This is a genomic window from Vibrio sp. Isolate25 (genome assembly GCF_022398025.1).
In the GTDB taxonomy this organism is placed as follows: Bacteria; Pseudomonadota; Gammaproteobacteria; order Enterobacterales; family Vibrionaceae; genus Vibrio; species Vibrio coralliilyticus_A.
The window spans coordinates 967,142-989,688 of record NZ_JAKEUT010000001.1; the positions used below are offsets into that span (position 1 = coordinate 967,142).

The 22,547-nt window shown below is 43.0% G+C and carries 19 protein-coding genes and 1 pseudogene; 11 read left to right on the plus strand and 9 right to left on the minus strand.

The window, feature by feature from the left end:
- Positions 1–20 precede the first annotated feature (20 nt).
- From L1D15_RS04235 to L1D15_RS04245, 3 genes are all read right to left on the minus strand, one after another.
- Complete coding sequence (locus tag L1D15_RS04235; protein WP_239874772.1) at positions 21–635, minus strand: LysE family translocator; 615 nt, start codon at positions 633–635, stop codon at positions 21–23.
- A gap of 88 nt (positions 636–723) precedes the next feature.
- Entirely contained in the window at positions 724–1,647 is a 924-nt protein-coding gene (locus L1D15_RS04240; RefSeq protein ID WP_239874773.1) for a LysR family transcriptional regulator, read from the minus strand.
- The gene (locus L1D15_RS04245; protein WP_239874774.1) at positions 1,637–2,083 is read right to left on the minus strand and encodes an Lrp/AsnC family transcriptional regulator; all 447 of its coding nucleotides are present in this window, start codon (positions 2,081–2,083) and stop codon (positions 1,637–1,639) included. Before L1D15_RS04245 ends, L1D15_RS04240 begins: the two co-directional genes overlap by 11 nt.
- Before the next feature lie 196 nt (positions 2,084–2,279).
- Here L1D15_RS04245 and yjeH point away from each other — a divergent pair, with 196 nt between their 5' ends.
- A complete protein-coding gene (gene yjeH, locus L1D15_RS04250; protein WP_239874775.1) occupies positions 2,280–3,539 on the plus strand; it encodes an L-methionine/branched-chain amino acid transporter in 1,260 nt (419 codons plus the stop codon).
- Here the strand turns inward: yjeH and L1D15_RS04255 are convergent.
- Together L1D15_RS04255 and L1D15_RS04260 are read right to left on the minus strand one after the other, a co-directional pair.
- Positions 3,532–4,290: a class II glutamine amidotransferase gene (locus L1D15_RS04255; RefSeq protein WP_239864321.1), complete on the minus strand. Its 759-nt coding sequence runs from the start codon at positions 4,288–4,290 to the stop codon at positions 3,532–3,534. The two genes, yjeH and L1D15_RS04255, sit on opposite strands and share 8 nt — an antisense overlap.
- Positions 4,291–4,327: 37 nt before the next feature.
- Positions 4,328–5,749: a PLP-dependent aminotransferase family protein gene (locus tag L1D15_RS04260; RefSeq protein ID WP_239874776.1), complete on the minus strand. Its 1,422-nt coding sequence runs from the start codon at positions 5,747–5,749 to the stop codon at positions 4,328–4,330.
- Between the two features lie 96 nt (positions 5,750–5,845).
- On the opposite strand from L1D15_RS04260, the gene L1D15_RS04265 reads away from it, so the two are divergent.
- A complete protein-coding gene (locus tag L1D15_RS04265) occupies positions 5,846–6,508 on the plus strand; it encodes a pyridoxamine 5'-phosphate oxidase family protein (protein WP_239874777.1) in 663 nt (220 codons plus the stop codon).
- Between the two features lie 415 nt (positions 6,509–6,923).
- On the opposite strand, the pseudogene L1D15_RS04270 reads toward L1D15_RS04265, so the two are convergent.
- Positions 6,924–8,038 (minus strand): annotated as a pseudogene (locus L1D15_RS04270) (IS3 family transposase).
- Between the two features lie 681 nt (positions 8,039–8,719).
- On the opposite strand from L1D15_RS04270, the gene L1D15_RS04275 reads away from it, so the two are divergent.
- From L1D15_RS04275 to L1D15_RS04285, 3 genes are all read left to right on the plus strand, one after another.
- Positions 8,720–9,538 (plus strand): AraC family transcriptional regulator, encoded by an 819-nt coding sequence (locus L1D15_RS04275; RefSeq protein WP_239874778.1) that lies wholly within the window; start codon positions 8,720–8,722, stop codon positions 9,536–9,538.
- A gap of 92 nt (positions 9,539–9,630) precedes the next feature.
- The gene (locus L1D15_RS04280) at positions 9,631–9,921 is read left to right on the plus strand and encodes an antibiotic biosynthesis monooxygenase (RefSeq protein WP_239874779.1); all 291 of its coding nucleotides are present in this window, start codon (positions 9,631–9,633) and stop codon (positions 9,919–9,921) included.
- Between the two features lie 111 nt (positions 9,922–10,032).
- Positions 10,033–10,410, plus strand: coding sequence for a hypothetical protein (locus L1D15_RS04285; RefSeq protein ID WP_239871844.1), 378 nt, complete (start codon positions 10,033–10,035; stop codon positions 10,408–10,410).
- A gap of 465 nt (positions 10,411–10,875) precedes the next feature.
- Here the strand turns inward: L1D15_RS04285 and L1D15_RS04290 are convergent, their stop codons facing one another.
- Positions 10,876–11,877, minus strand: a complete 1,002-nt coding sequence (locus L1D15_RS04290; protein WP_239874780.1) for an AraC family transcriptional regulator — start codon at positions 11,875–11,877, stop codon at positions 10,876–10,878.
- Positions 11,878–11,985: 108 nt separating this feature from the next.
- On the opposite strand from L1D15_RS04290, the gene L1D15_RS04295 reads away from it, so the two are divergent.
- From L1D15_RS04295 to L1D15_RS04305, 3 genes are all read left to right on the plus strand, one after another.
- Entirely contained in the window at positions 11,986–12,309 is a 324-nt protein-coding gene (locus L1D15_RS04295; protein WP_006960661.1) for a hypothetical protein, read from the plus strand.
- Positions 12,309–13,532, plus strand: a complete 1,224-nt coding sequence (locus L1D15_RS04300) for a biotin/lipoyl-binding protein (RefSeq protein WP_239874781.1) — start codon at positions 12,309–12,311, stop codon at positions 13,530–13,532. The genes L1D15_RS04295 and L1D15_RS04300 overlap by 1 nt, the downstream gene beginning before the upstream one ends.
- A gap of 1,108 nt (positions 13,533–14,640) precedes the next feature.
- Positions 14,641–15,918 (plus strand): cytosine deaminase, encoded by a 1,278-nt coding sequence (locus L1D15_RS04305; protein WP_239864325.1) that lies wholly within the window; start codon positions 14,641–14,643, stop codon positions 15,916–15,918.
- Between the two features lie 43 nt (positions 15,919–15,961).
- On the opposite strand, the gene L1D15_RS04310 is transcribed toward L1D15_RS04305, so the two are convergent.
- On the minus strand, positions 15,962–16,726 hold the full coding sequence (locus L1D15_RS04310; protein ID WP_239864326.1) for a TerC family protein: 765 nt from the start codon (positions 16,724–16,726) through the stop codon (positions 15,962–15,964).
- Positions 16,727–17,670: 944 nt separating this feature from the next.
- Between L1D15_RS04310 and L1D15_RS04315 the strand changes: the two genes are divergently transcribed.
- Entirely contained in the window at positions 17,671–18,123 is a 453-nt protein-coding gene (locus L1D15_RS04315; protein WP_239836149.1) for a cytidine/deoxycytidylate deaminase family protein, read from the plus strand.
- Here the strand turns inward: L1D15_RS04315 and L1D15_RS04320 are convergent.
- Entirely contained in the window at positions 18,106–20,754 is a 2,649-nt protein-coding gene (locus tag L1D15_RS04320; protein ID WP_239874782.1) for an ATP-binding protein, read from the minus strand. The genes L1D15_RS04315 and L1D15_RS04320 overlap by 18 nt on opposite strands.
- A gap of 121 nt (positions 20,755–20,875) precedes the next feature.
- Here L1D15_RS04320 and L1D15_RS04325 point away from each other — a divergent pair, with 121 nt between their 5' ends.
- On the plus strand, positions 20,876–21,304 hold the full coding sequence (locus tag L1D15_RS04325; RefSeq protein ID WP_239836147.1) for a hypothetical protein: 429 nt from the start codon (positions 20,876–20,878) through the stop codon (positions 21,302–21,304).
- 4 nt (positions 21,305–21,308) lie between these two features.
- Entirely contained in the window at positions 21,309–22,358 is a 1,050-nt protein-coding gene (locus tag L1D15_RS04330; protein WP_239874783.1) for a porin, read from the plus strand.
- Positions 22,359–22,547: the final 189 nt, after the last annotated feature.

The following is a 22,547-nucleotide window of genomic DNA, read 5'->3' on the forward strand; positions in this document are numbered from 1 at the left end:
TCTCATATGTATTGAGTATCTTACACTGTCATGACGACTCGCACCGCTAAAAAAATCAACACGGCACCTGACAAACGATCAATCAATTGTGCTCTGGAGCGAATTTTGTCTAAAAGGCGTGGGCTCGATAGCAAGAAAGTAATCAAGGTATACCACAGACCATCGACAACGAAAGGGGTTAATACAATCAGAGTTTTGGCTGCCAAGCTATCTCCAACGGCCACAAATTGGCTGAACAACGCGATAAAAAACAAGGCAATTTTCGGACTCAAGATTGAGATAAGAAAGCCCTCTTTTGCCGACTGCCAAGCCGTTGTGTGCTCTCCTGATTCTAACTTCGCTGCCACGCCACCTTTTGAGCGCAGAGCGTTGTAGCCAAGATAAGCCAAATACGCCGCCCCCGAATAACTGATTGCTTTGAATAGCAGTGGGGACTGTTGCAGGACAACGGCAAGACCAATCAGGGTAATAAAAGCATATATACCGATACCAAATGCATGCGCCCATGCCGTTGCCAAACCATTTCTACGACCACCAGCCAAACTATGCTTGGCCACCATCGCTAGGCTTGGTCCGGGTGACATCGCCCCTAAAATGCAGATCGTGAAAAGTGATAGCCAGATTGTGAGTGTCATTATTTTTTCCTGAAACTAGAGTCATACCATTAAGTTATCGCAGCGAAATAATGATTTGAAATCAAAGTTTATTATATTAGCTATGACTTCAAATCATACTAATAGAATACCTTGAGGTGCGGATCGCATGAAGCACCCTCTCACGCATCCACTGATGGGCTTTATCTTGATCATACTTAGGGTGCCACATAAGCCAATACTGATGCGCTTCCGTGTCAAACGGTAGCGGGCGATATTCCAGATCGTGATTGGCGGATAAGTTCAACGCAATGTGTTCAGGCACTACCATTAAATAATCACTAGAAACTAGCGCATTCACGGCAGCAAAGAAGAAAGGCACTTTCAGCGCTACCCGCCTTTCATAACCTAAATTTTTCAATACCATGTCAGTGCTGGAATCTTTGTCTCCCCCTCCGGTCACTTTCAAGTGCGGATAAGCGATTAAATCTTCTACAGTCAGTGTGCGTTTAGACGATAATGGATGAGAGAGATGCATAAGGCAAACCGACTTGTCTTCCCCAAGCTTCACACTGGTTACATTAGCAGGTTTCTCTGGCTGCATGGTTGAGGCTAAGTGGATACCCGTTTCGCCAAACTGCTGAAGATAATCAGGCTGCCAAAGTCGATAAGCCAAGTTGACGTTAGGGGCTTGCTCCACCATTACCGCAACAACATCTGGCACTATGTACTGAGCAACATAATCACTGGAAGACAAAACGAACTCCTGCTTCCAAGTTTTAGGATCGAATGGTTTGTCATGCAGCAGCTGTTCAAACTCGCCCAAAAGCAAATTGAGTTTTGTCTGCATTGCGAGCGCTCTTGGGGTCGGAACCAAAGCATTACCGTCACGCACCAATAACGGGTCACCACATAAGTCTCTTAATTGGGCGAGCTGGCGACTCGCTGCAGATTGGGTGATGTTAAGTCGTTCTGCAGCCTTACTGACATGACATTCCTCTAGCAGTACCTGCAACGAGCGCAATAAATTGAGATTGATATGATTAAGAGACATGACGGGTATTAAAAAACTCCGTGAGTACAGTGTGGGTCATTAGGTGACGTAACTCCGGAATCGTTTGTAATTCATCGCGAACTGCATTAAGCCTAGCCATGCTAGGCACTTCAACAAACAACATCATGTCCGTCTCCCCTGTAATGGCGTGACACCACTTCACTCCCTCGATCTTATAGATCTCCGCAGCGTACGACTCACAATAATGTGACGACGCAGACATATCGAATTTTAAGGCAATGTAGGCCTGTATCGACTCCGGCTCGCCTTGGGCAATATTGGCGTGATAACCAAGAATCACTTTCTCTTGTTCCAGTTTTTGAATTCTTGCAGTAACAGCTGAACGTGACAAATTGACTTGACGAGCAATATCACTGACCGATGCTCTGGCGTGGTGTCTTAAAATATCGAGAATTTGATTATCGAACTTATCCATATTACTTCCTGTCATACCTCAACTTATCCTGTTGATTTCAGGTAATGTGACACAAAAATCAGTTGGGCGAAAGAGTGCAATCTGCCTATTAACCTCCCTCAGTTCCGCCAAAGTGACATATAAATCCGACAAATTGTTTGCTGTGTTTCTCTTAATGTTTGAGTAAGCTATCAAAAAAAATTACGGGAAAGGAACCATGGGGCAGCTAAAACAAGAAATCACATTATTATCAGGCGTTGGGCAACTCTCAACGACCTTGCTGGGTACTGGCCTTTTTATGGTCCCCGCGATTGCAGCTGGCATCGCTGGTTCACTTTCTCTTTGGGCGTGGCTCATTCTATTTATTGCGATATGTCCGATTGCGCTGACCTTTGCTCAGTTAGGTAAGCGTTACCCGAACGCAGGTGGAACCGCGTATTTTGTACGTCAAGCATTTGATAAGCGCCTTGAAAAAAGCGTGGCTTGGTTATTTGTCAGTGTAATTCCCGTCGGTGTACCTGCCGCGGTGGCACTCGCCGCCGGATTCTTACAGCAGTTACTACCTAAAGCGCTGGACTCATCTATTTTCGCTCAACTGCTAACTGTGTTTCTTCTTATAATTGTCAATTTGGCAGGAACGAAATCATCCGGACGGCTACAGACATTTATCGCGCTAAGTATTTTCACCCTGGTTGCTGCCTTCTGGTGGAAAGGCGATATTGGCGGGCAAGATCTGACGATGCCGGCACTCACCTCCGAATCAACCTGGAGTATTGGGGCTGCACTAGCCGTTATGTTTTGGTGTTTTGTCGGGATAGAGGCTTTCGCACACATGGGAGAAGAGTTTAAAAATCCGCAAAGAGATTTCCCCATTGCGATCATTATCGGTTGTTTTGTCGCTGGAGCCGCTTACTGGGCCTGCTCCGTCGTTATTTTAAAGTTTGGTGCCTATGGCAGCAGCGAATTCGACAGCGCTTCCATACCTTGGTTATCAGAAATGCTGTTTGGTGAACAGTTTAAACTGCTCATCAGCGCCCTTGGATTTGCTGCCTGTTTTGCTAGCGTCAATCTATACACACAGAGTCTCTCAAGAATGGTCTGGGCTCAGGCACGCGAATACAAACCTAAAAGCGCCTTAGCCAGAGTCTCAATTCGCGGCGTTCCGGCCAACGCAACTTTGGTAGTCGGCGTGGTGCTAGTGCTTTCATGTTTGGTCGGGGAAATTTCAGGCCTAGATCTTGAGTTTTTTCTAAAGCTGGCCAATGGCATTTTCGTTCTGGTTTACCTTTTGGCCATGCTTTCAGCCTATAAGCTCCTGACAGGTACCAGTAAATGGATGGCTGGCGTGTCATTGTTTATATGTACTGGCGTATTCATCTGCTTAGGTTGGTCAATGCTATATGCCGTCACTATTTTCGCCGTTCTTTCTCTCCCATGGAGAAAGCGACGCTCTCTCAATCAAAGTCGGGCTAAATAGCATGATAGGTTACGGCGTCACCCTTTATAGACAAAATACTTTGCGCAGAGACTTTTCTCCAATCAGCGCTTTTTTCCAACGGCTCTGATGCCAGAGCAATGTTTGCGCCATCTTGTCGAATGAAGACGGTTGGCGCATCATTCGCTGAGCTATAACGCACGACCCAAAATTGCTCACCATCCGAAATACAAATCGATGCTTTCAATGGTTCTTCTATTCCTCTCGATGTCGCAAGCTGGCCTATATCCTTGAGAGTTGTACGAATCGCTTCAACAGGCTGCTCACGTAGGCCATTTTGTAACATTAAAAGAAAGATAAGCTCGCTATCCGTTGTGCCCATGCGCTGGAGGAACAACGGCTCCGATAACTTCTTATGTAACTCATATTTTATTTGTTCAAAGCCCCCAATCTGGCCATTATGCAAAAACATCCAATTATCGATGATAAACGGATGACAATTAGAACGAGAAACCTGAGTCCCTGTGGAAGAGCGAACATGAGCCATAAATCGATGGGAACGAATGTGGTGAGTTAATGAGCGCAGGTTTTCATCTCCCCAAGCCGGTAAGACTTCGTGGAACTGCCCTGGAGTATCTCGCTCGGTATACCAGCCGAGCCCAAAACCGTCGGCATTCACGCGCGTGACTGCTTTTCTTGCATCAAGACTTTGGTGCACCAAGGAGTGCTCAGGCTCATAGACTAATTTGTCTAAATAAATGGACTCTCCTTGATAGGCTAACCAGCGGCACATAAGCTTCCCTCAATTGAAGATATTTAATTCAATACAATCACGATTCAAACAATCGGGCAAGCACTCGTATTCTCGGTTCTAGCTCTGACAAGGGCGTATTACCAAAACCAAGCACAACAGATCGCCAAGAGCGGTGACTTGCCGCGGTATGCTCGTAGTAGCTCAACGGGCGCAGTACGATGCCTTGCTTTTCGGCCCTTGCCACCCACTCTTGCTCATCTATTCCGCCGTCCCATTTGAGCGTGACATGCAATCCTGCCGCTTGGCTGATGATTTCCACCCTTCCATGAAAATAGTCGACAATGGCTTGGCTGACTATTTCATGTTTCTGTTTATACAATCGGCGCATTTTCCGAATATGACGAATGAGATGACCTTCAGCAATAAAGTCAGCCAAAGCCTCTTGTGTATGAGAAGGAGAATCCCCGCTCATGGCATCTTTGATTTCAAGACAGCGCTGAATTAAATTATCCGGCACCACCATATAACCTAACCTTAAGCCGTTAAACATCACTTTACTCAGTGAGCCAATGTAGATCACATGCTCATCTAGCCCCATTTGTCCTGCTAATCCCTGTAGACTGGTATAAGGCCGGTGCGCAAACTGAAACTCACTGTCATAATCATCTTCAATGATCCATCCTTGATTACTCGCCGCCCATTCAATCAACTTCAGGCGATTTTCAGTGTTGATGGTCGTTCCCATCGGATATTGGTTACTCGGGGTGATGTATAACGCTCGTGCCGTACTTTTCAGGACATCACTCAACTCAAAGCCTGTTTCTTGATACACCGTCAAAGGTTCCAGTAGATATTGGTTGAATTCAAGCACCTTGGTCATTTGGGCGTACCCGGGCTGCTCCATCAAGACTTTTTCACCTTGTGCCAGAGTCGCTGCCATCGCAATGGTCAAAGCCTGCTGCGCGCCAGAAGTCACGATAATTCTTTGTGCTGAGCAGTGAACGGAGCGGCTGGAAGACAAGTAATCAGACAGTGCCGCTCTAAGCGCTTCACTACCCTGAATATTTTGATTTCCCAGTAGCACTGGGCGTAGAACATGCCTTTGCAACAGTCGTTGCCATTTACCAAGCGGAAACTGTGAAAGATCTGGAACGCCAGGTGCAAATGACGAATTGATATCAAAGCAGTTGGACTCGACCGAAGACGTACCCTGAGTCACGGTCGCTGGCACATATTTGTCCGGTAGCTCCACCGCAACGTAGAACCCCGAACCTTGCTTACTTTCTATGTAGCCTTCCGCCAACAGCTGCTCATAAGCAGCCGTCACTGTATTACGACTTACATTGAGTTCACTGGCGAGCTTGCGCGTCGAAGGCAACTTACCCTGCAATGGCCACAAACTTTTCACTATTTTTGCTCGAATCGCATGAAATAACTGCTGTTGTAAGGTGCTCGCCCCACCTGAGAGAGTCAGATCTCCAATATCAATCAACGCCATTAACTGGACCTATAAGTTTGTCAAAACTGGCTCTCAATAACATACCAGTTAAACATTAGATTGGAACCATAAATTACAAGCCAATGGAGAAACGCAATGCTATCAAACACAGAAAGGACCCAAATAAAAAAAGGCGCACACAAAGCCGTGTTCGAGGACAAACATCTTGAACAAATAATTGATGAATCATTAATCGCCCATATCTCGATTAATGACGCTAACGGCCCTATTGTGATTCCTATATTGGCATGGCGTGTCGATCAACATGTGTATATCCATGGGGCAAACAACAGCCGACTGCTGCGCTCGTTAAAACAAGGCCACCAGACCTGCCTGACATTCACACTTTTCGATGGCTGGGTTTTAGCAAGATCGGCTTTTCACCACAGCGCCCACTATCGCTCAGCTGTCGTTTTCGGCCAATTTGAAATAGTTGAAGAGAAGCAGGAAAAAGATCGTCTACTCAATCATTTTATAGAGCAGATTGCCCCCGGAAGAACGGAGCAGGTCAGATTAAGTAATGATAGAGAACTCGCCGCGACAATGGTGCTGAAGATGCCTTTAAGCGAAGCGTCAGTCAAAATCAGTCGTTTTGGTGTCAACGATGATGAATCCGATTTGGATCTTCCTGTGTGGGCTGGCGTCTTACCCTATCGGACGACAGTTGGCCCACTTGAGCCAGTAGAAGCATCCACACATTTGGAAGAACCCGATTACAGCAGTGCTTATGGTGAACGCTGGTACAGTTCAGTGAACTAACACTCGATAAAAAACCTTAAAACGAGCCCCAGCCAATTCGCTCTCATCTATTGAAATGCACCAGATGAGTCGTTTGGCGGATTCTGAAACAATAGTCAGCCCTAACCCCAAGCCGTCGCTATGGCGGCTTTTATCCAGCGTTCAGGGAGAAGGCTTTATGTAGATAGGACTCAGACAACACCTATCGAGATAGTCTCTAAGCCCACGGTAACCGCTAAAGCCAATAATTTTATTCATTTTGCATTCTTGCGCTTTAAATATAATAAGCGTAAATATATTTCAAGTTAAAACAACACTAAAATGTATATTTAAAAATAAAAAACAATAATAATCCACATATTTAAGAGATGAATAAAATAGAAGTGGACCCCGATGGTTGGACACATAAGCTAATTTCTTAAGTGGTTGATCTTGCTCATGCAGCGTATCTCTGCCTGCCGAAGTAGGCTTCATCAGGAGTGAGGTCATTGAGTCCTTGATGATTACGCTCTTCATTATAAAACACCATGTAGTGACCGATTTCAAGTTCTGCCTCTCGGGGCGTGGTGTAAGCTTTTAAATAAACCTCCTCATATTTTAGGCTTCGCCACAGTCGTTCGATAAAGACATTATCAACCCAGCGACCTTTTCCATCCATGCTGATCCGTATTCCGTGGTCAAGTAACTTCTCCGTGAAGTCAGAACTGGTGAACTGGCTATCCTGATCGGAGTTAAAGATATCAGGTGGCCCGTAGTGTTGAAGCGCGTCTTCGAGAGCCTCAATGCAAAAGCTTGTTCGATAAGCGCCAAGACAACACTTTACGGCTATACCAGTCGATAATAGCGACCAGGTACAGGAACCCTTTAGCCATTGGGATGTAAGTGATATCAATAGCCCAAGCTTGGTTCGGGTAAGTGACTTCGATATCACGCAACAGGTAGGGGGTAAACCTTGTGTGCTTTGTTCGCCAGTGTTGTTTTTGGCTTGGGATAAATCGCTCCAATGCCCATATCTCGCATGATCCGAACAATACGCTTGCGATTAACGTTGTGGCCCTTTTTAGCCAGCTCGGTTCGAACACGCTTACTGCCCATGAACGGATATTGAAGGTGGATTTCGTCAATCATACGACGTAATTCAATCTCTTCAACAGAAAGTCCGACAGGCTGATAATAAGCTGTAGAGCGAGCAACATTGAGAAGCTCGCACTGACGCTTTATCGGTAATTGGGTGGATTTATCCAGCGAACTCTTTCGCTGTGCTCGGTCTAGCGACCGAGCACTTTGGCCAAAAAAATCATTTTCCATGGTCAATTGACCGATCTTGGCGTGGAGTTTGTCCACTTCTTCAGAGCTGTCCTTACCCGACTGACTTTCAGAGGCAAAAATCATGGCTGCATTTTCAAGCAGCTCTTTTTTCCATGTTGAGATTTGGTTAGGGTGCAGGTTGTACTTCTGCGCTAACTCAGCGACAGTTTTATCACCTTTGGCGGCAGAAAGTGCCACTTTAGCTTTGAATTCAGGAGAGTGGTTTCTACGTTTTCTAGTCATAATCTGTTCCAGTATTCTTGGGTACTATCAAAACAGATCAATCACTTAAAGTCATGTCCGAAAATTGGGGGCCACTTCTGTTTTCAGTATTAAGTACTATTTTTTCACGCTGATTGTTATTCCTGTTTACCCAATCATCACTTCATCTGAGTATAGTCAACAAAGTCAGGTAGCCAGTTTTGCCTTCCCCATACCACGTCTGAAACGGTTTAGTTTGCTTGATATGCAAATGCCGAAAGAAAAAAGCTCATCGGTTTTAGTCAATAGCTAGTGAGGTTGTGTAGATAAGTTAAAACGTTTTTGTCCAAGAGCTTCTCAGGTTGAATTTATACCCTTGGCGATTTTTAGCTCGAAAGTGCCCCAACAAAAGTCGTGAACAAAATAAGAGTGTATGGTCGACATTAGATTTTGAAATATAAGTTAAATTTTGACAAATGGACATGATTCTAAACCCTATCGATTTTGTTTTATCTGCTGAAAATATAATGGCAACGTGCGGTGAATTTACTTCTAGTTGCGTTTCATGTTTACGGTGCATTGTTTAAGCTTTATTGTAATGTTGACAGTTACTTAGCAGGGCACTCAATGACGACTAAAGCCATTCTCCAAAGAAGAAAAATGAAAACGATTTTTGAGCATACTCAATCTAACGTGTTGGTGATCCCACAGGCTCTGTATGCCATGAAAGATGTGGTAGTGCTTAGCCATCACCGAAACTCGGCTATTATGTATAAGAACTTAGAACAGGACTTAGTGGACATTGAGTTTTATACCAACACACCTTGTTTTATATTTGTCCAAAATGGGCGTGAGGTGCTCACAAATAGCTACAACGATACGGTCACGTTGAGTCCGGGGTCTTCTATATTTCTCCCTCAAGGACTAAATCTTCAATCTGACTTTGTTAAAGAAACAGAATCTCTTAAGGCTTATCTAGTGTTTTTTGACGACGATGTTATCAATGCTTATTTGAGCAAAGTCAAACAGCCTTTAGCTTGTCATGAAAGTAAGGAACCCTTTTTCTTATTTGAGGAGGGTGATGAATTTACGACTTTCTTTGACTCACTTCGAGTTGATATAAAAACGCCCACCTACCTAAATATTAAACTCCAAGAGCTGCTTCACCTTATTGCTTGGAAAGACCATCAGCGTATTTTGGGCTCATTGCTGGCTACAAAGAAAAGAGTTCCACCTAAACGAAATCTTGATCGCATGCTGGAAACGTTGGATGTACTTCATCTCACCGTTAGCGATCTCGCTCATCTTTCAGGAAGAAGTCTTTCAAGTTTTAATCGTGATTTCAAAGAAAGCTACAAGATGCCCCCTAAAAAGTGGCTGCAAGAGAAAAAATTATGCAAGGCGAAAGCACTCCTGTTAGGTAAAGAGCTTTCTGTTACGGAAGTAGCTATGACTATGGGGTATGAAAATGTATCGGCCTTTATCAAGGCGTTCAAACTGAAGTATGGTGTAACGCCAAAACAGATTAAACAGCGCGAATGACTGGAAATCGTTATTTTTGACAGTCTATGAGTAGTTTACCTTTAGTAAACAAGCTAATCTGAACTTCGATTGTTATCTAAGAGGAGTAAGAAATGAGTGTCAAAGTCACCCTAAACTGCCAAGTAAAGCCAGAACGATTTCAAGTCTTGCTGCCATTTCTGGAAGACAACTTACCCAATGTAAGAGGGTTTCAAGGAAATATGCGGGTTAAAGTTTTATTTGATCAAAAGAACAATGAAATACTCTTGGACGAAGAGTGGTTAACGATAGAAAGCCATCAGGAGTATTTGAGTTTCATTAATGATAATGGTGTCTTGGAAGAGCTAAGCTCTTTTCTCATTGCACCGCCAATTATCAAATATTTTGACAAGATCGAAATTTAACTATTGTTGAAAATACGAATGTGGCCTTTAACAAAGCTCTACACTCGGAAAAATTAATCGCTGCGCTCTCAATTTACTGGTGAGCGCGGCTTATGTTCACTAGGCTTTTGTATGAACTTATGGATTTTCATTTCAGGACTAATGTGTTTGTTTACCTCATGTGTGCATGTTATTGCAGGGCAGTTGGATCCTGTTAGACCTTTTCTTGAGTCAGATCTGCCAGATATCCCTAAAGCAACATTATTAGCCTGTTGGCACATGGTCTCAGCTACTCTCATCATTTGTGGATTGATATTAACATATGCTGGTTGGCTTAACTTAGATTCATTTGAAAACGTTGTTATTGGAATATCTACTATCTTTATTGTTTTCTCTTTAGTATTTATTAGTGTCGGTTGGTATTTTTTTAAGCTAAAAACGTTTATGAAATTACCTCAGTGGGCATTACTTCTCCCTATAGGAGTTTTCGGGCTAGTCGGTACAATATAAATATAACAAGCAGTTAAGTTGTCAAAATACCGTTTCCGATGAAGTAAAACAGTGGAAGATTGTTAATGAATGGTCGGTGACAAATCAAAGAGCTCTACCAGTTGCCTATCGTGGTCAAAGTCATGCCTACCGTATTCAACACTATTGCGCTTGTCTACGTGGGTATCGGGATGTTTACGTTTTTTTCGACCCCTCTGAGTAATTGTTCTTGACTAACTCTCCAAACACAGTGGCTGTCGCTACAAAACAACACTAGCGTTAGTACTCAAATCTTTCGCCATATATGACCTCTATACTCAGATAAGTCTCGTTTGTCGTTTATTCAAGAACAATAAGGCTGCCTGCTGTTTCATCGACTAAAAAACTGATTATTATGTATAGATATACAGATCTAATTAAAAAAAGAATGATCTTATGATTAGGAATAGATACATTGTTTGGAATAAATCCCTTTTGGGATAGGTTCTAAAGGTAGTAACGCTGAACGTACTGGTTAGGCGTTAGACCCCGATGTTTTTTAAACATGCGATTAAAGCTAGCGATATTCTGATATCCAAGGCGTTGAGCAATATCGTCAATCTCGATACCATGACGCATCATCTCTACCGCAATGTTACTCAGAACATAACCACTCACAGTGGTGAAGTTCATTCCTAGATTACGCAACCGACGTTGAAATTGCTGCACTGAGAGCCCGAGTAAGCTAGAAACATTTTCTACCGTTGGCAGCCCATAATGGCGGCTGTAGTTTAGAATTTCATAAATCACTTTCACTTCATCTTCTGGGTCAGGCATATTAAGCAATTCGTCCAAGTCAGCAAAATTCATCGCCAGTCGCCCTTTCTGCAGCCTCGCTTGCTGCTTGGTAGCTAAACGCAGCTCCGAATGAAACCATATCTCCGTGGACGAGTGACTCCATTCCACCTCACAGCCAAAATATGCTTCATATTTAGCTGTATTCTTGCGAGAACCAGACAGTTGTACTCTGAGTGGAGAAAAATCCTGACCAAGATAAGTACGTAAAACCTTAGTGAGTGCCATCGCCATACGAATACTGTCGTGAACTTTACATTCAGGTTCGATCATCGGGTTCCGATACGCCCATTTGATCAATGAGCCACTCAGGGAAGCAGACAGAAACGCCCCACTTTGCAGACTGCTAAATCCATAATTCACACGTCGAATGGTCGATGCGAGATCACTACCAGAAAGAAGCCAGTGAGAAATAACACCTATCTGCCCAACATCAACATCACGGTTGATATCAAGAATCACATCGGGATTATCAGTAACGTCCTCTAATTTTTCAAACCAGCGATTCACTTCAACCATTGGGATCAGCGTCATCGGATTGCGAAACGCGGATTCTGGAATCACCAGTTCGCCATCGTCAATTTGGTAGCGCGACCTCGCTTCCTGATGAATATGTCGAATTCCCAACACACGCATAAAGCGCACTTTATCCATATACAGATAACATCAATTGGCTATTTAATATGAATCAATCTGTCACATACTAAGCTAATTTTCAAATCCGAAACACAATACAGATCCTTATTAATAAAGGAGCCTTGAATGAGTTTATTAAGTGTCCCGTTCGTTGGAACCGGTGCAGACACCGCATTACATGTCGTCGCAACTATTGTCTTGATTGCGACTGTCGGCGCTGCTCTGTTTGGATTCTGGAAGTTTCACGAACTACCAATCAACAAAGCCCATAGTAAAGACCATCATCAAATAGGACTAATAACGGCGTTGACATGGATTGGTTTCATCTGGCACTGGGTTTGGGTTGTCGCAGTCATTGTCGCTTTTGTCGATATGGACAAAGCCATTGTCAACCTACGCGACACTTGGCGTCACGCACCCAACACAAAAGATAAACAGGAGGAGGCTTAATGTTAGAAGGTTTAGCTGTCTGGGCGCTTTTTATTTATCTGCTAAGACTGGTGGGTATGCCCTGGAATACCGCGACCAAGTCATTCGCCTATTTAGGTGGCGTTTCTTGGCTGATGTTTGTTTGGGTCGGTTTGATCAACTATACGCCAATGGATCTATCTGGCGGTTCGGTGGTGCAATCCCCTCATATCCAGTTACGCCCCGATTCTCCTAACGTAACAGGTAAAGTCGACAAGATTTACATTGAACCCAACCAAAAGGTAAAGAAAGGCCAACTAATTTACGAGATCGACCCGACTCAATACCAAATCGCCTATAACCAAGCGAAAGTAGAAGAAGAGTCCGCGATGGTGGAGCTTGAAGTGGCATTTGAGGATGTTTCAATTTCACAAGCAACGTACGAGTCAATGGTTCAGGATTTGGAGACTACAGAAAGCCAACTTGCTGCAGCCAAAGCCGATTACAGTTTGCAGAACAAAATGTTAAAGCGTTACAGAGAGCAAAACCGTGTCGTGAATAACACCATCACCGCGAGTGATATTGATAAGCAAGAAACAGCTGTCACTAAAGCACGGCACAACGTCTCAACCATAGAATCAAAGCTAAAAACAAAACAGGTAGACACTGAAAAAGCCAAACTCGCGATCGCGAAATCGGAACTAGCGGTTAAATCTAAACATGCTGATTGGAAAAAGTCACAAGAGAAACTAGCAAAAGCAAAATGGGAGCTGGACAGCACCAAAGTTTATGCACCTGCAGATGGCTTTGTGACCAACTTCATCTTGCGCGAGGGGCAGCGTGTCTCAATGTTACCTAGGCTGCAAATGTACACAGATGAGAAATACGTGCTAATGCGTGTCAATCATCAGGCGATTCGCAATGTTAAACTAGGACACAGTGCTGAATTTTCTTCTTCAGTCTACCCAGGTAAGATCTTTTCTGCTCAAGTTGAGGGGATAGTTGAAGCCACGGGAGAATCACAAAGCAACTTATTGGGCTTGGACGAATCGGTAAGAGTAACGACAGGAAAAAATGTACAAAATAAGCATCACTTCGTGCGCTTGAAAATAGAAGAAGCCGAGGGCTATGACATCCCCGTCGGTTCTGTTGGGCTAGCTTGGGTTAGCGGAGACAAACCAATCAGCTTTATGGCCTTCCTCGATGTTATCCGTGGCATCATCATTCGTATGAAGTCCCAGCTCTACTACTTCTATTCTATTTAACCCATAATACCTACAGCCCGGTGAATCCGGGTTTTTGCTTTTCACTAACATAACCATAAAACGATCGCATTAGCTGTCAATTTCTATAGCTTTGCCATACATGTCACTCAGCACACCTATTTCAGCCAATATATTGAAATAGTAAACATAAAAAAGCCAACATTCTCATCGTGCTAGCACTTTTCGTTTCTTTGTTATCTCCAGTACGAATGAAACAGAAACTCAATCTCAAACACAGTGGTACTCTGAGCTTAGCAAGGTTTTCTAAACAAGAATGATAGGAAAGTGATGTAATGAAAGTCTTAAAGTGTGTGAAATATCATTAGCAATAACGTTTTAATTCGCAAAATGCAAATGCATATTGCAATTTAAAGTCGAAAAAATGCTATATTGCGCCCAAATGCTAGGCAATTACGCTCTATAAAAGTTGGCACATATACTGCATTTATTAAGGTGACCCTTCTTAAGCCGAGGGTCACCTAGCCAACTGACGTTGTTAGTGAACCAAATTTGTTCACACTTATTTAAGCCAATCTTACTTATTGAGGTTGGCTTTTTTTCTGTCTACTGCCAACACATCTATCATGGTTCGTCATTGCTACAATGGTGTGGCATTTCCATGATCCTAGTGTTTCACATCCGTCTATATTTGAGCAAAGACTGAACTTTTAGCACACTAATACATCCAAAATAACCGCGATTTTCTTATTAAAAATAGCGTTTGATACACCATATCATCCTAAAACCACAAAATTTTCAGCCAGCCATTCATCCTCACTCTGCCCCCACCAGACACGACATGCGCCACCACTCAATAATCATATTATTAAGAAGGTATTGCATGATACAAACATCAGCATAAGCTGAGAAAAATGCCTATCATTAACCAAATACCGACAAGTGAAGTTAACTACTTCAGTCGCGTTTTTATAAAATTAATTTAAGATAACAATTTGTTTTAATTTAACTTTTTTAATAAAGAATACCAAAAGACGTTAACATCAAAAAACGATTGACCAAGCCACTTTCACCACAGTACAAGCTGTCAATTATTCACATTCAACTCAGCATAGTGATTTAAAGCCTATTTGTGGAGGTAGAACCTAGGATGACAAAGTTATTGATCAAAAATGCAAAGCTACAACATCAAAATGAATATAAACAAATTTTGATTGAAAATGGTCAGTTTCAAAAGATTGTCGATAACAACGTTTCACTCTCTTACTCCGGCGATACTTTGGATGCCGAAGGGGGGATAGTGGTCGCGCCATTTTGCGAGCCTCACATCCACTTGGACACAACTCAGACAGCGGGAGAGCCGAGCTGGAATATTTCCGGGACACTGTTCGAAGGAATAGAACGTTGGGCTGAACGTAAAGAAATACTTTCTATAGAAGATGTTAAAGCTCGTGCAAAACAGACTCTTAAATGGCAAATTGCCAACGGTGTTCAACACGTTCGTACTCACATTGACGTATCGGACCCGACGCTTGTCGCTTTGAAGGCGATGGTTGAAGTGCGTGAAGAGATGAAGGAATGGGTCGAGATTCAGATCGTCGCGTTCCCACAGGAAGGTATTCTCTCCTACCCTAATGGTAAAGAATTACTCGAAGAAGCGGTAAGGCTTGGCGCTGATGTTATTGGTGCGATTCCACATTTCGAATTTACACGAGAATATGGTGTTGAATCTCTACACTATGTTTTCGAACTGGCAAGAAAATATAACCGCTTGATTGATGTGCACTGTGACGAAATTGACGACGAACAATCTCGCTTTGTCGAGACCCTCGCCGCCCTCGCGCACAAATATGAAATGGGAGATAAAGTAACAGCTAGTCACACAACAGCGATGGGGTCCTACAACGGCGCTTATGCGTCGAGGCTTTTCCGCTTGCTAAGAATGTCAGGCATTAACTTCGTCGCTAACCCACTCGTCAATATCCACTTACAAGGACGCTTCGATGAGTATCCAAAACGGCGCGGAGTCACTCGAGTTAAAGAAATGCTCAACGCTAATATCAACGTGTGTTTCGGCCATGATGATGTGTTTGATCCTTGGTATCCATTAGGCACCGCAAATATGCTTCAAGTGCTTCATATGGGACTGCACGTATGCCAAGTAATGGGCTATGATCAAATCAACAACTCCCTTGATTTGATCAGTACCAACTCAGCTCGTACTTTGAATATCCAAGATAGATACGGTGTCGAAGAAGGTAAGCCAGGAAACTTATTAATTCTACCCGCTGAAAACGGCTTTGATGCCGTTCGCCGTCAAGTTCCAGTCCGTTACTCAGTACGTCACGGAAAAGTCATCGCACAAACTCAACCTGCGGTTACGTCGATCCATTTGGAGAGTGAAGAAAGCATAACTTTCCGTCGTTAGCATCAACTGAATGAATAAAGGGAAGCACTGCTTCCCTTTCTATTTATGACCTAACGGTTTCTGCTTTGAGCTTAAATGGCCGGATCCGTTTTATTCGAACCGATTGCTTTTTCTTGAGTCGGATATGACACAGTTCTAATACTAAGCCAAACGCCATTGCAAAATAGACGTAACCCTTATTCACGTGGATAGCAAAACCTTCTGCCATCAACAATCCGCCAAGCAGCACTAAAAATAATAATGCCAATGTTTTAAACCCAGGGTATCGGCTCACAAGGTGATTTATCTTCTCTGCTGTTAACACCATAATCACCGCCGAAGATAAAATAGCCGCTACCATAATTGGGACTTCACTCGTCAAACCAACCGCCGTGATGACAGAGTCCATAGAGAACACCGCGTCAACAGCAACAATCTGCAATAGTACGACTGCTAACCCCGTTCGAACGTGGGTAGAATGCGTTGCCTCGCTATGTACAAGCCAAGACCACAGCTCTTTTGCACTTTTCAATAATAGGAAGGCGCCGCCAGCAATCATAATGATGTCACGTCCAGTAAAGCTCGTAGACATTATTTCCAAGACTGGATGTGTCAACGACATAACCCACGATATAGAGAAGACCAGCACGATTCTCGCGGCCACTGCGAGGGTTATACCTAGGTTGCGAGCAAGCTTTCTCTGATGTGCAGGAAGTCGTTCACAAAGCACGGAAATAAACACAACATTATCGACGCCAAGTACCACCTCTAGTGCGAATAACGTTGCGAAAATAACCCAGGTTTCGGGTTGCATGAAAAGTTCTAACATAAAAAAGCCTCCTCGGATGAAGAAGCCGGAGAATGAATCAGTCGACTAAAGGGGTCGTCCATTTTAAGTTATTTACCTCTGTTACTTAGAAGCGGCCAGTTAATCATTCAATGAAATCATGCGCAAAGCTCTATTTGTAACAATTAGTAAAAAGAAAACCCCACCAAGCTCTCACTTAGTGGGGTTTATTCTTACTCGCAGCAATCCGGCTACTATAGGTGCTCCCTGCATCTATTCCATGATAGTTCGCTGATTCCTTCAGCTCTGTCCTTATCATCGCCTTCCTAGCGGTGTCCTCGGCAATCCAGCCCGTTAGCTATCCTCGCTAACTCTCATCACTTTATCCTTAAGCGGTGTCCCTGAATCTATCATCCTGATAGAAATTGCCTTAGTCCTTTAAGCGTCCATTAACCTTCCTTGATGTAACCATCCTAGTTACTAGCGTCCAGCTAATGTCCTTCGCTTTCCTTGCCGACTGTTCATCCTGAGCAATCGAATCTTCGTCCTGAAGATGACCTGTCCATGGGTCTTTCCTGTTCCGTGTCCGCATCCTGCTGACCACTTAAGATTATGCCCCTCAGGTATTTTAACAATGGTTAATTTCTCACATTGAAAGCGAAGCTGACGGGCAAAATCCAAAAAAAGCTTAAGATACAGTCACTTAAAATAAAAACTCTACAATTATCGCACCGCTTATAGTCATTAAACTTACGCATTTGTAAGAGATCTCGCACAGAACCCCGAGCCATTAGTACCAAAGCCACCCCTAATTCGACTGATAATATGTGATGCGAATCACTATAAAAAGCCAAAGGACACGCCTACCGAGGTTAACGCTCAGAATTTTACTGGACTATCTATACCGAAATTAGGATATTATTACCTGATCTCTATCACACTACTTTTTCCCCTATACAGGGTTTGCTTCCTAGAGGAATGACTGAATGATTTCTAAATGGGCACAACGCTTTTACCAAATGGCTGTTCTTGTCGGCTCATGGAGTAAAGATCCTTCCACTCAGGTCGGTGCTGTCATCACAAAACAAAATCGTATCGTTTCCGTTGGATTTAATGGCTATCCACATGGCATTTCTGATAGTGCCATGACCGATGACAGAGAGATGAAATACCTCAAAACGCTACACGCAGAAGAAAATGCGATCCTATTCGCTAAACGCGACTTAGACGGCTGTGAAATTTGGGTGACACACTTCCCTTGCCCTAATTGCGCTGCCAAAATTATCCAGACTGGCATCTCCGCGGTGCATTGCCCAGAGCAAACAGATGATTTCCTATCTCGCTGGGGTGACAAGATCAAAATCAGCCAAGAAATGTTTCTCCAAGCCGGTGTGAAAGTAAACTGGTTACCGCTGGAAGACTTAAAGGACAACCTGTAGTCGTTCAAACGTATCGAATAGCTGCTGAGACTTATAAGGTTTAGGTAAGTAAGCATCCATCCCGGCGGCAAAGCAGCTATCTATTTCTTCAGGTAGGACACTGGCCGTTAAAGCAATGATCGGTGTTCTGCTTCTTCCCTGCTCTATCTCCCACGCACGAATATTCCGTGTTGCTGTCAGTCCATCCATAACTGGCATCATGCAATCCATCAAGATTGCGGTGTACTGTTGCCCAGACTGAAACATATTGACTGCCTCTGCACCATTACTGGCAATCTGGTAGTTCATTCCAATCTTACTAAGGAAGAAACTCGCTATTTTTTGGTTCATCAAATTATCTTCTACAATCAACACACAACGGCTTTCATTTGAGCAAAGCGCTTGATTTTGTATTGGTTCAGCATGATTGCTATTCAGTTGAATAGAGTTGAGAGCTTTCGTAACCGCAGTTTCAAATCTGCTGCCGAGGAAGGGAAGCGTCAAATTAGATGATACCAGTGCTTCAGAATCTGGCAGCATAAACAGATGGTGCTGTAAACCAATGATTTCCGAGAAATTAAACCGTGCTCTAAGTGAGGCCAGATCTCTACGCGAACTGTGATGCGCATGATAACAATAAAAAATCAAATCGAATTGCTCATCTAGCTTTATACCTTCATTGGCATTTTCTAAAGTCGTTACCACCAAACCAAAGCGTTGTGATTCGCTCTCGATCAACGAGGTGTATCGACTGTTATTGGTGATAAGCAACGCTTTGCCTTTTACTTTGTCCCTGCTTGACTCAACGACAGAGTTCGCAGGAATAGAAACGCGAAAACAACTTCCTAACCCCAGAGTAGAGCTGGCCGTGATACGTCCTCCCATCAATTCTGTAATCTGACGACAAATTGCTAGTCCTAACCCAGTCCCACCATATCTTCGAGTAATACTGCCATCTTCCTGAGTAAATGGCTGGAAAATCTCCTCCAGTTTTTCTTCATTAATGCCCACGCCGGTATCCGTGACACAGCAATCTAAATATGCTTGCTGTCCTTCATTGAGCATGGTGATCGTGACTGAGACTGTGCCATCTTGAGTAAATTTCACCGCATTGCTGAGTAAATTCATCAAAATTTGTTTAAATCGAAACTCATCAATATACAAACTATCTGGAATATTGTCAGAAAGCGTTGCTATGAGTTCTACCTGCTGTTTAAGTGCTTTAGTGCTGACCATATTCATTGCTTCAAAAGCAGATTCACGAATATCAGAATGACTTGGCGATAGGGTTAGATTTCCAGATTCAATCTTCGATAAATCGAGAATATCGTTGATAAGAATAAGCAGTGCATGTGAAGACACATCGATATCGCTAAGAATATCTTTTTGCGAAGAAGTTAGATGGCTGTCGGACAAGATCTCCGTCATACCTATGATACCGTTTAATGGCGTGCGGATTTCATGAGACATATTAGCTAAGAATAAGCTTTTTGCCTGATTCGCCGCTTCTGCATTTTCTTTCGCAATGACGAGCTCTTGCTCATACTGTTTTTGCGTCTTAATCACGTAATTCACACTGTGAGCAAACTTAGAGAATTCATCTTTACCATCTACGGGGATCAGTTCTACACTGCCACTATTTCGCATACTCCCCATCACAGAAAGTATGTGCGCCAATTTAGAATTAATTCTGTATAAGGTACTAGTCCCCCAAAAGAACATTCCCGCAAAGAGCATGACCCCCCCGATGGCTATCGCCAATAATATATGTTCACTTCTCTTAATACTTATTTGAAGTTCTGCATGAAGTTTGTCTGAAAACACACCTAGCTGTTTTTCTACTAGAACATTACGTTGCTCAATAGCAGAGGCAAAGCCTTCTAACTTATCTCGCTGACTGTCACTAAACAGCATGTGTTGCTTGTAGTAGCTCCCGCGTTGAAAATCTCGACTAGCAAAAACATTCAGTAACGTAGTGACTTGCTCAGAATCCGCTCCTAAATTGACAAATTGGTCTAGGTAGAACTGCTGCCTCTCACTGATCTTAAAGTACTCACTGGCGTATTCCGCATATGAAAGACCCATAGCTTTGATTTCCTGCGCAATCCAAGCTTCTTGTTCCATCCAAAAATACAACCAACTCAAATCACTTAATACAAGATCCAGTTTATGTACTTTTAGCTCTGCACTATGACTCTCTATCGATTGAACGTCACTATAGAGATCGTACAAAACTGTGTAGATAAGGCGACCTAATTCTAAGCTTCCATCGGAACTGACTGTAGAGAGCTCGGGGATAAGCTCATTAAGCTCCTCAATGTAGCTTAATGTATGATTAGAATCTCTAATGCCGTGATGTACATGCTCTTCGGTATGCGCTACCTCCGCGGCTAAATTCAATGATTGCTGGGCCATACCCAGTACCAAAGCCGCATTCTGTCCTTCCATGCGATGGTTAAGCGCTTGATACACATACTTAGAAAATGCAGACAAATGCCTGAGTGTTTGGTTTTTTTCGCTAATGACAGCGTAGCTGTGAAGTCTGTCCTGAATGCGAGTGACCGCATTGGCGCTAAACAGAATTATGACTAATGTAGGTATAAGGCATAAAATCAGCAACCGACTTTTTATAGATATATTAGTGAGTAGCATTGAGACTCGTTCCTTCGAATCATTTTTTAACCACTAGACCTATAATATTAGTTCATATTAACTTTGCTTCTTATTAACAAGGCTAAAATTAAGGTAATTTTTTGGGCTTCAAGGGGTATTCTTGCTTAAGCATCTGACAACCTTAACATTGCAACTTTTCTGTTTTCAGTCACTGGCATGCAACTTTGCTATCGTGACCCTAAATACAGATATTCAAGCACTGCGATCAAACCAAGTAAAAATGCTCTATCGAGGCCGAATATCGAGTATCGAAGGGTACCCAATCAGGTTAATGGACCTGCCAAAACACTCAGAATATCGCCAAGACTTTTACCATTCCCTATTGAACAAAAGCCCAACTCAAATGAACGCAATCTGGGCACGTCAAACCTTCTCAGGAAAAGCGCCTGCACCGAGTGAAATTACTCAAGTATCAATAAAAGATATTACTTGGTGGCTAGATAATCACCCAAATGGCATAGCTTATGTTCCGATCAACTTAATTCCAGAACAAGCTCATGTCCTCTTTAAACTCTGTAATAAAGGCTAGGATTATGGAGATTCAACAAAGATCCTTACTGATAATCGCACTGATAAGCCCCCCTACCATAGCCCAAGTGCAACTCACTAATGAGTTAAGCCTGAGCGGCTTTGGTACCTTTTCTGCCGCCAAGAGTGACAACAATACTCCCGTGTTTTATGGCCGAGATATTACGCATGACTGGTGTTTTGACTGCGATAGCACACTAGGTTTACAGTTAGATTGGCAACTGCTTCCAAACCTACGAACCGTACTACAAGGCCTCAAACGTCCCCAAGATGCTTTCTCTTCGCCAACACTCGAAAGGGCCTTTCTCGAGTACTCCGCGGCAGATCATCGAATCAAGGTAGGTCGACTCCGTTCCCCCATGTTTATCATGTCTGAGTATTACTATGTTTCAAGCACTTACCCTTGGTTACGTCTTCCCGTAGATGTGTATGGTGGGCAGCTTGGCATTACCCATTTTGAAGGCACGTCTGTTGAACTAAATTACGAGTTTCTTAATCAATTTTATCTCAGCCTGACACCATTCTATGCATTAGCTAACGAGGAGGAATATGAACTATATGGGCAGTCTTTCACCTTGGATGTTAAAAGTGCTTATGGCCTTGGTGCCGACTTCTACTTTGAAGACAGCCAACTTCATCTGTCCTATACCGATGTCGAAGCACAACAAACATTTACTAACCAACATGAAATTTTCTTCAACATACACCTCTTTAGTTTAGGGGTTAGCCATACAATCAATGCTTGGCATTTTCAGGCTGAAACCCTGCTGTCTAATGAGCTCTATTCAAACTGGTATGCAGGTGTCGATTACCGCCTCTCAAAGTGGACACCCTATGTCCAATACGGGCAGTCCCGAAAATCCAAAATGAGCAACAGCTATCTATTCGGTGTTAGGTATGATTTCACGCCCCAAATTAATACATCTTTGGAATGGCAAAGGATAGAGGGTCAAAAAAACGTGATCAGTGGACAATTCACTCAACCACAAAACTCGAGTGAAACGTTTGCTTCTAAGGTTGACCTGATTTCCATAGGTTTATCGTTTACTTTTTAAGTAGTAATAGTGATAAGAATTACATTACAAAGCAAAACATCAACATTAATTACACTAATTTTGTGTTGTAAGTATTTTTTGTCGAAAAAAAAGTTAGGTAAATAAAAAATGTCAATAGGTCATATTGACAGAATATTTCCCATTTTAGTGGGCCATATCAGCGAGTTACTCTACAATTATTTTTTCTAG

Bases quoted from the DNA above. Each gene is read 5' to 3' on its own strand.
- L1D15_RS04240 (WP_239874773.1), bottom strand. From the start codon at position 1,647: ATGTCTCTTAATCATATCAATCTCAATTTATTGCGCTCGTTGCAGGTA.
- L1D15_RS04275 (WP_239874778.1), top strand. From the start codon at position 8,720: ATGAAAGATGTGGTAGTGCTTAGCCATCACCGAAACTCGGCTATTATG.
- L1D15_RS04255 (WP_239864321.1), bottom strand. From the start codon at position 4,290: ATGTGCCGCTGGTTAGCCTATCAAGGAGAGTCCATTTATTTAGACAAA.
- L1D15_RS04235 (WP_239874772.1), bottom strand. From the start codon at position 635: ATGACACTCACAATCTGGCTATCACTTTTCACGATCTGCATTTTAGGG.
- L1D15_RS04285 (WP_239871844.1), top strand. From the start codon at position 10,033: ATGAACTTATGGATTTTCATTTCAGGACTAATGTGTTTGTTTACCTCA.
- L1D15_RS04330 (WP_239874783.1), top strand. From the start codon at position 21,309: ATGGAGATTCAACAAAGATCCTTACTGATAATCGCACTGATAAGCCCC.
- L1D15_RS04305 (WP_239864325.1), top strand. From the start codon at position 14,641: ATGACAAAGTTATTGATCAAAAATGCAAAGCTACAACATCAAAATGAA.
- L1D15_RS04320 (WP_239874782.1), bottom strand. From the start codon at position 20,754: ATGCTACTCACTAATATATCTATAAAAAGTCGGTTGCTGATTTTATGC.
- L1D15_RS04300 (WP_239874781.1), top strand. From the start codon at position 12,309: ATGTTAGAAGGTTTAGCTGTCTGGGCGCTTTTTATTTATCTGCTAAGA.
- L1D15_RS04310 (WP_239864326.1), bottom strand. From the start codon at position 16,726: ATGTTAGAACTTTTCATGCAACCCGAAACCTGGGTTATTTTCGCAACG.
- L1D15_RS04315 (WP_239836149.1), top strand. From the start codon at position 17,671: ATGATTTCTAAATGGGCACAACGCTTTTACCAAATGGCTGTTCTTGTC.
- L1D15_RS04260 (WP_239874776.1), bottom strand. From the start codon at position 5,749: ATGGCGTTGATTGATATTGGAGATCTGACTCTCTCAGGTGGGGCGAGC.
- yjeH (WP_239874775.1), top strand. From the start codon at position 2,280: ATGGGGCAGCTAAAACAAGAAATCACATTATTATCAGGCGTTGGGCAA.
- L1D15_RS04265 (WP_239874777.1), top strand. From the start codon at position 5,846: ATGCTATCAAACACAGAAAGGACCCAAATAAAAAAAGGCGCACACAAA.
- L1D15_RS04245 (WP_239874774.1), bottom strand. From the start codon at position 2,083: ATGGATAAGTTCGATAATCAAATTCTCGATATTTTAAGACACCACGCC.
- L1D15_RS04295 (WP_006960661.1), top strand. From the start codon at position 11,986: ATGAGTTTATTAAGTGTCCCGTTCGTTGGAACCGGTGCAGACACCGCA.
- L1D15_RS04290 (WP_239874780.1), bottom strand. From the start codon at position 11,877: ATGGATAAAGTGCGCTTTATGCGTGTGTTGGGAATTCGACATATTCAT.
- L1D15_RS04280 (WP_239874779.1), top strand. From the start codon at position 9,631: ATGAGTGTCAAAGTCACCCTAAACTGCCAAGTAAAGCCAGAACGATTT.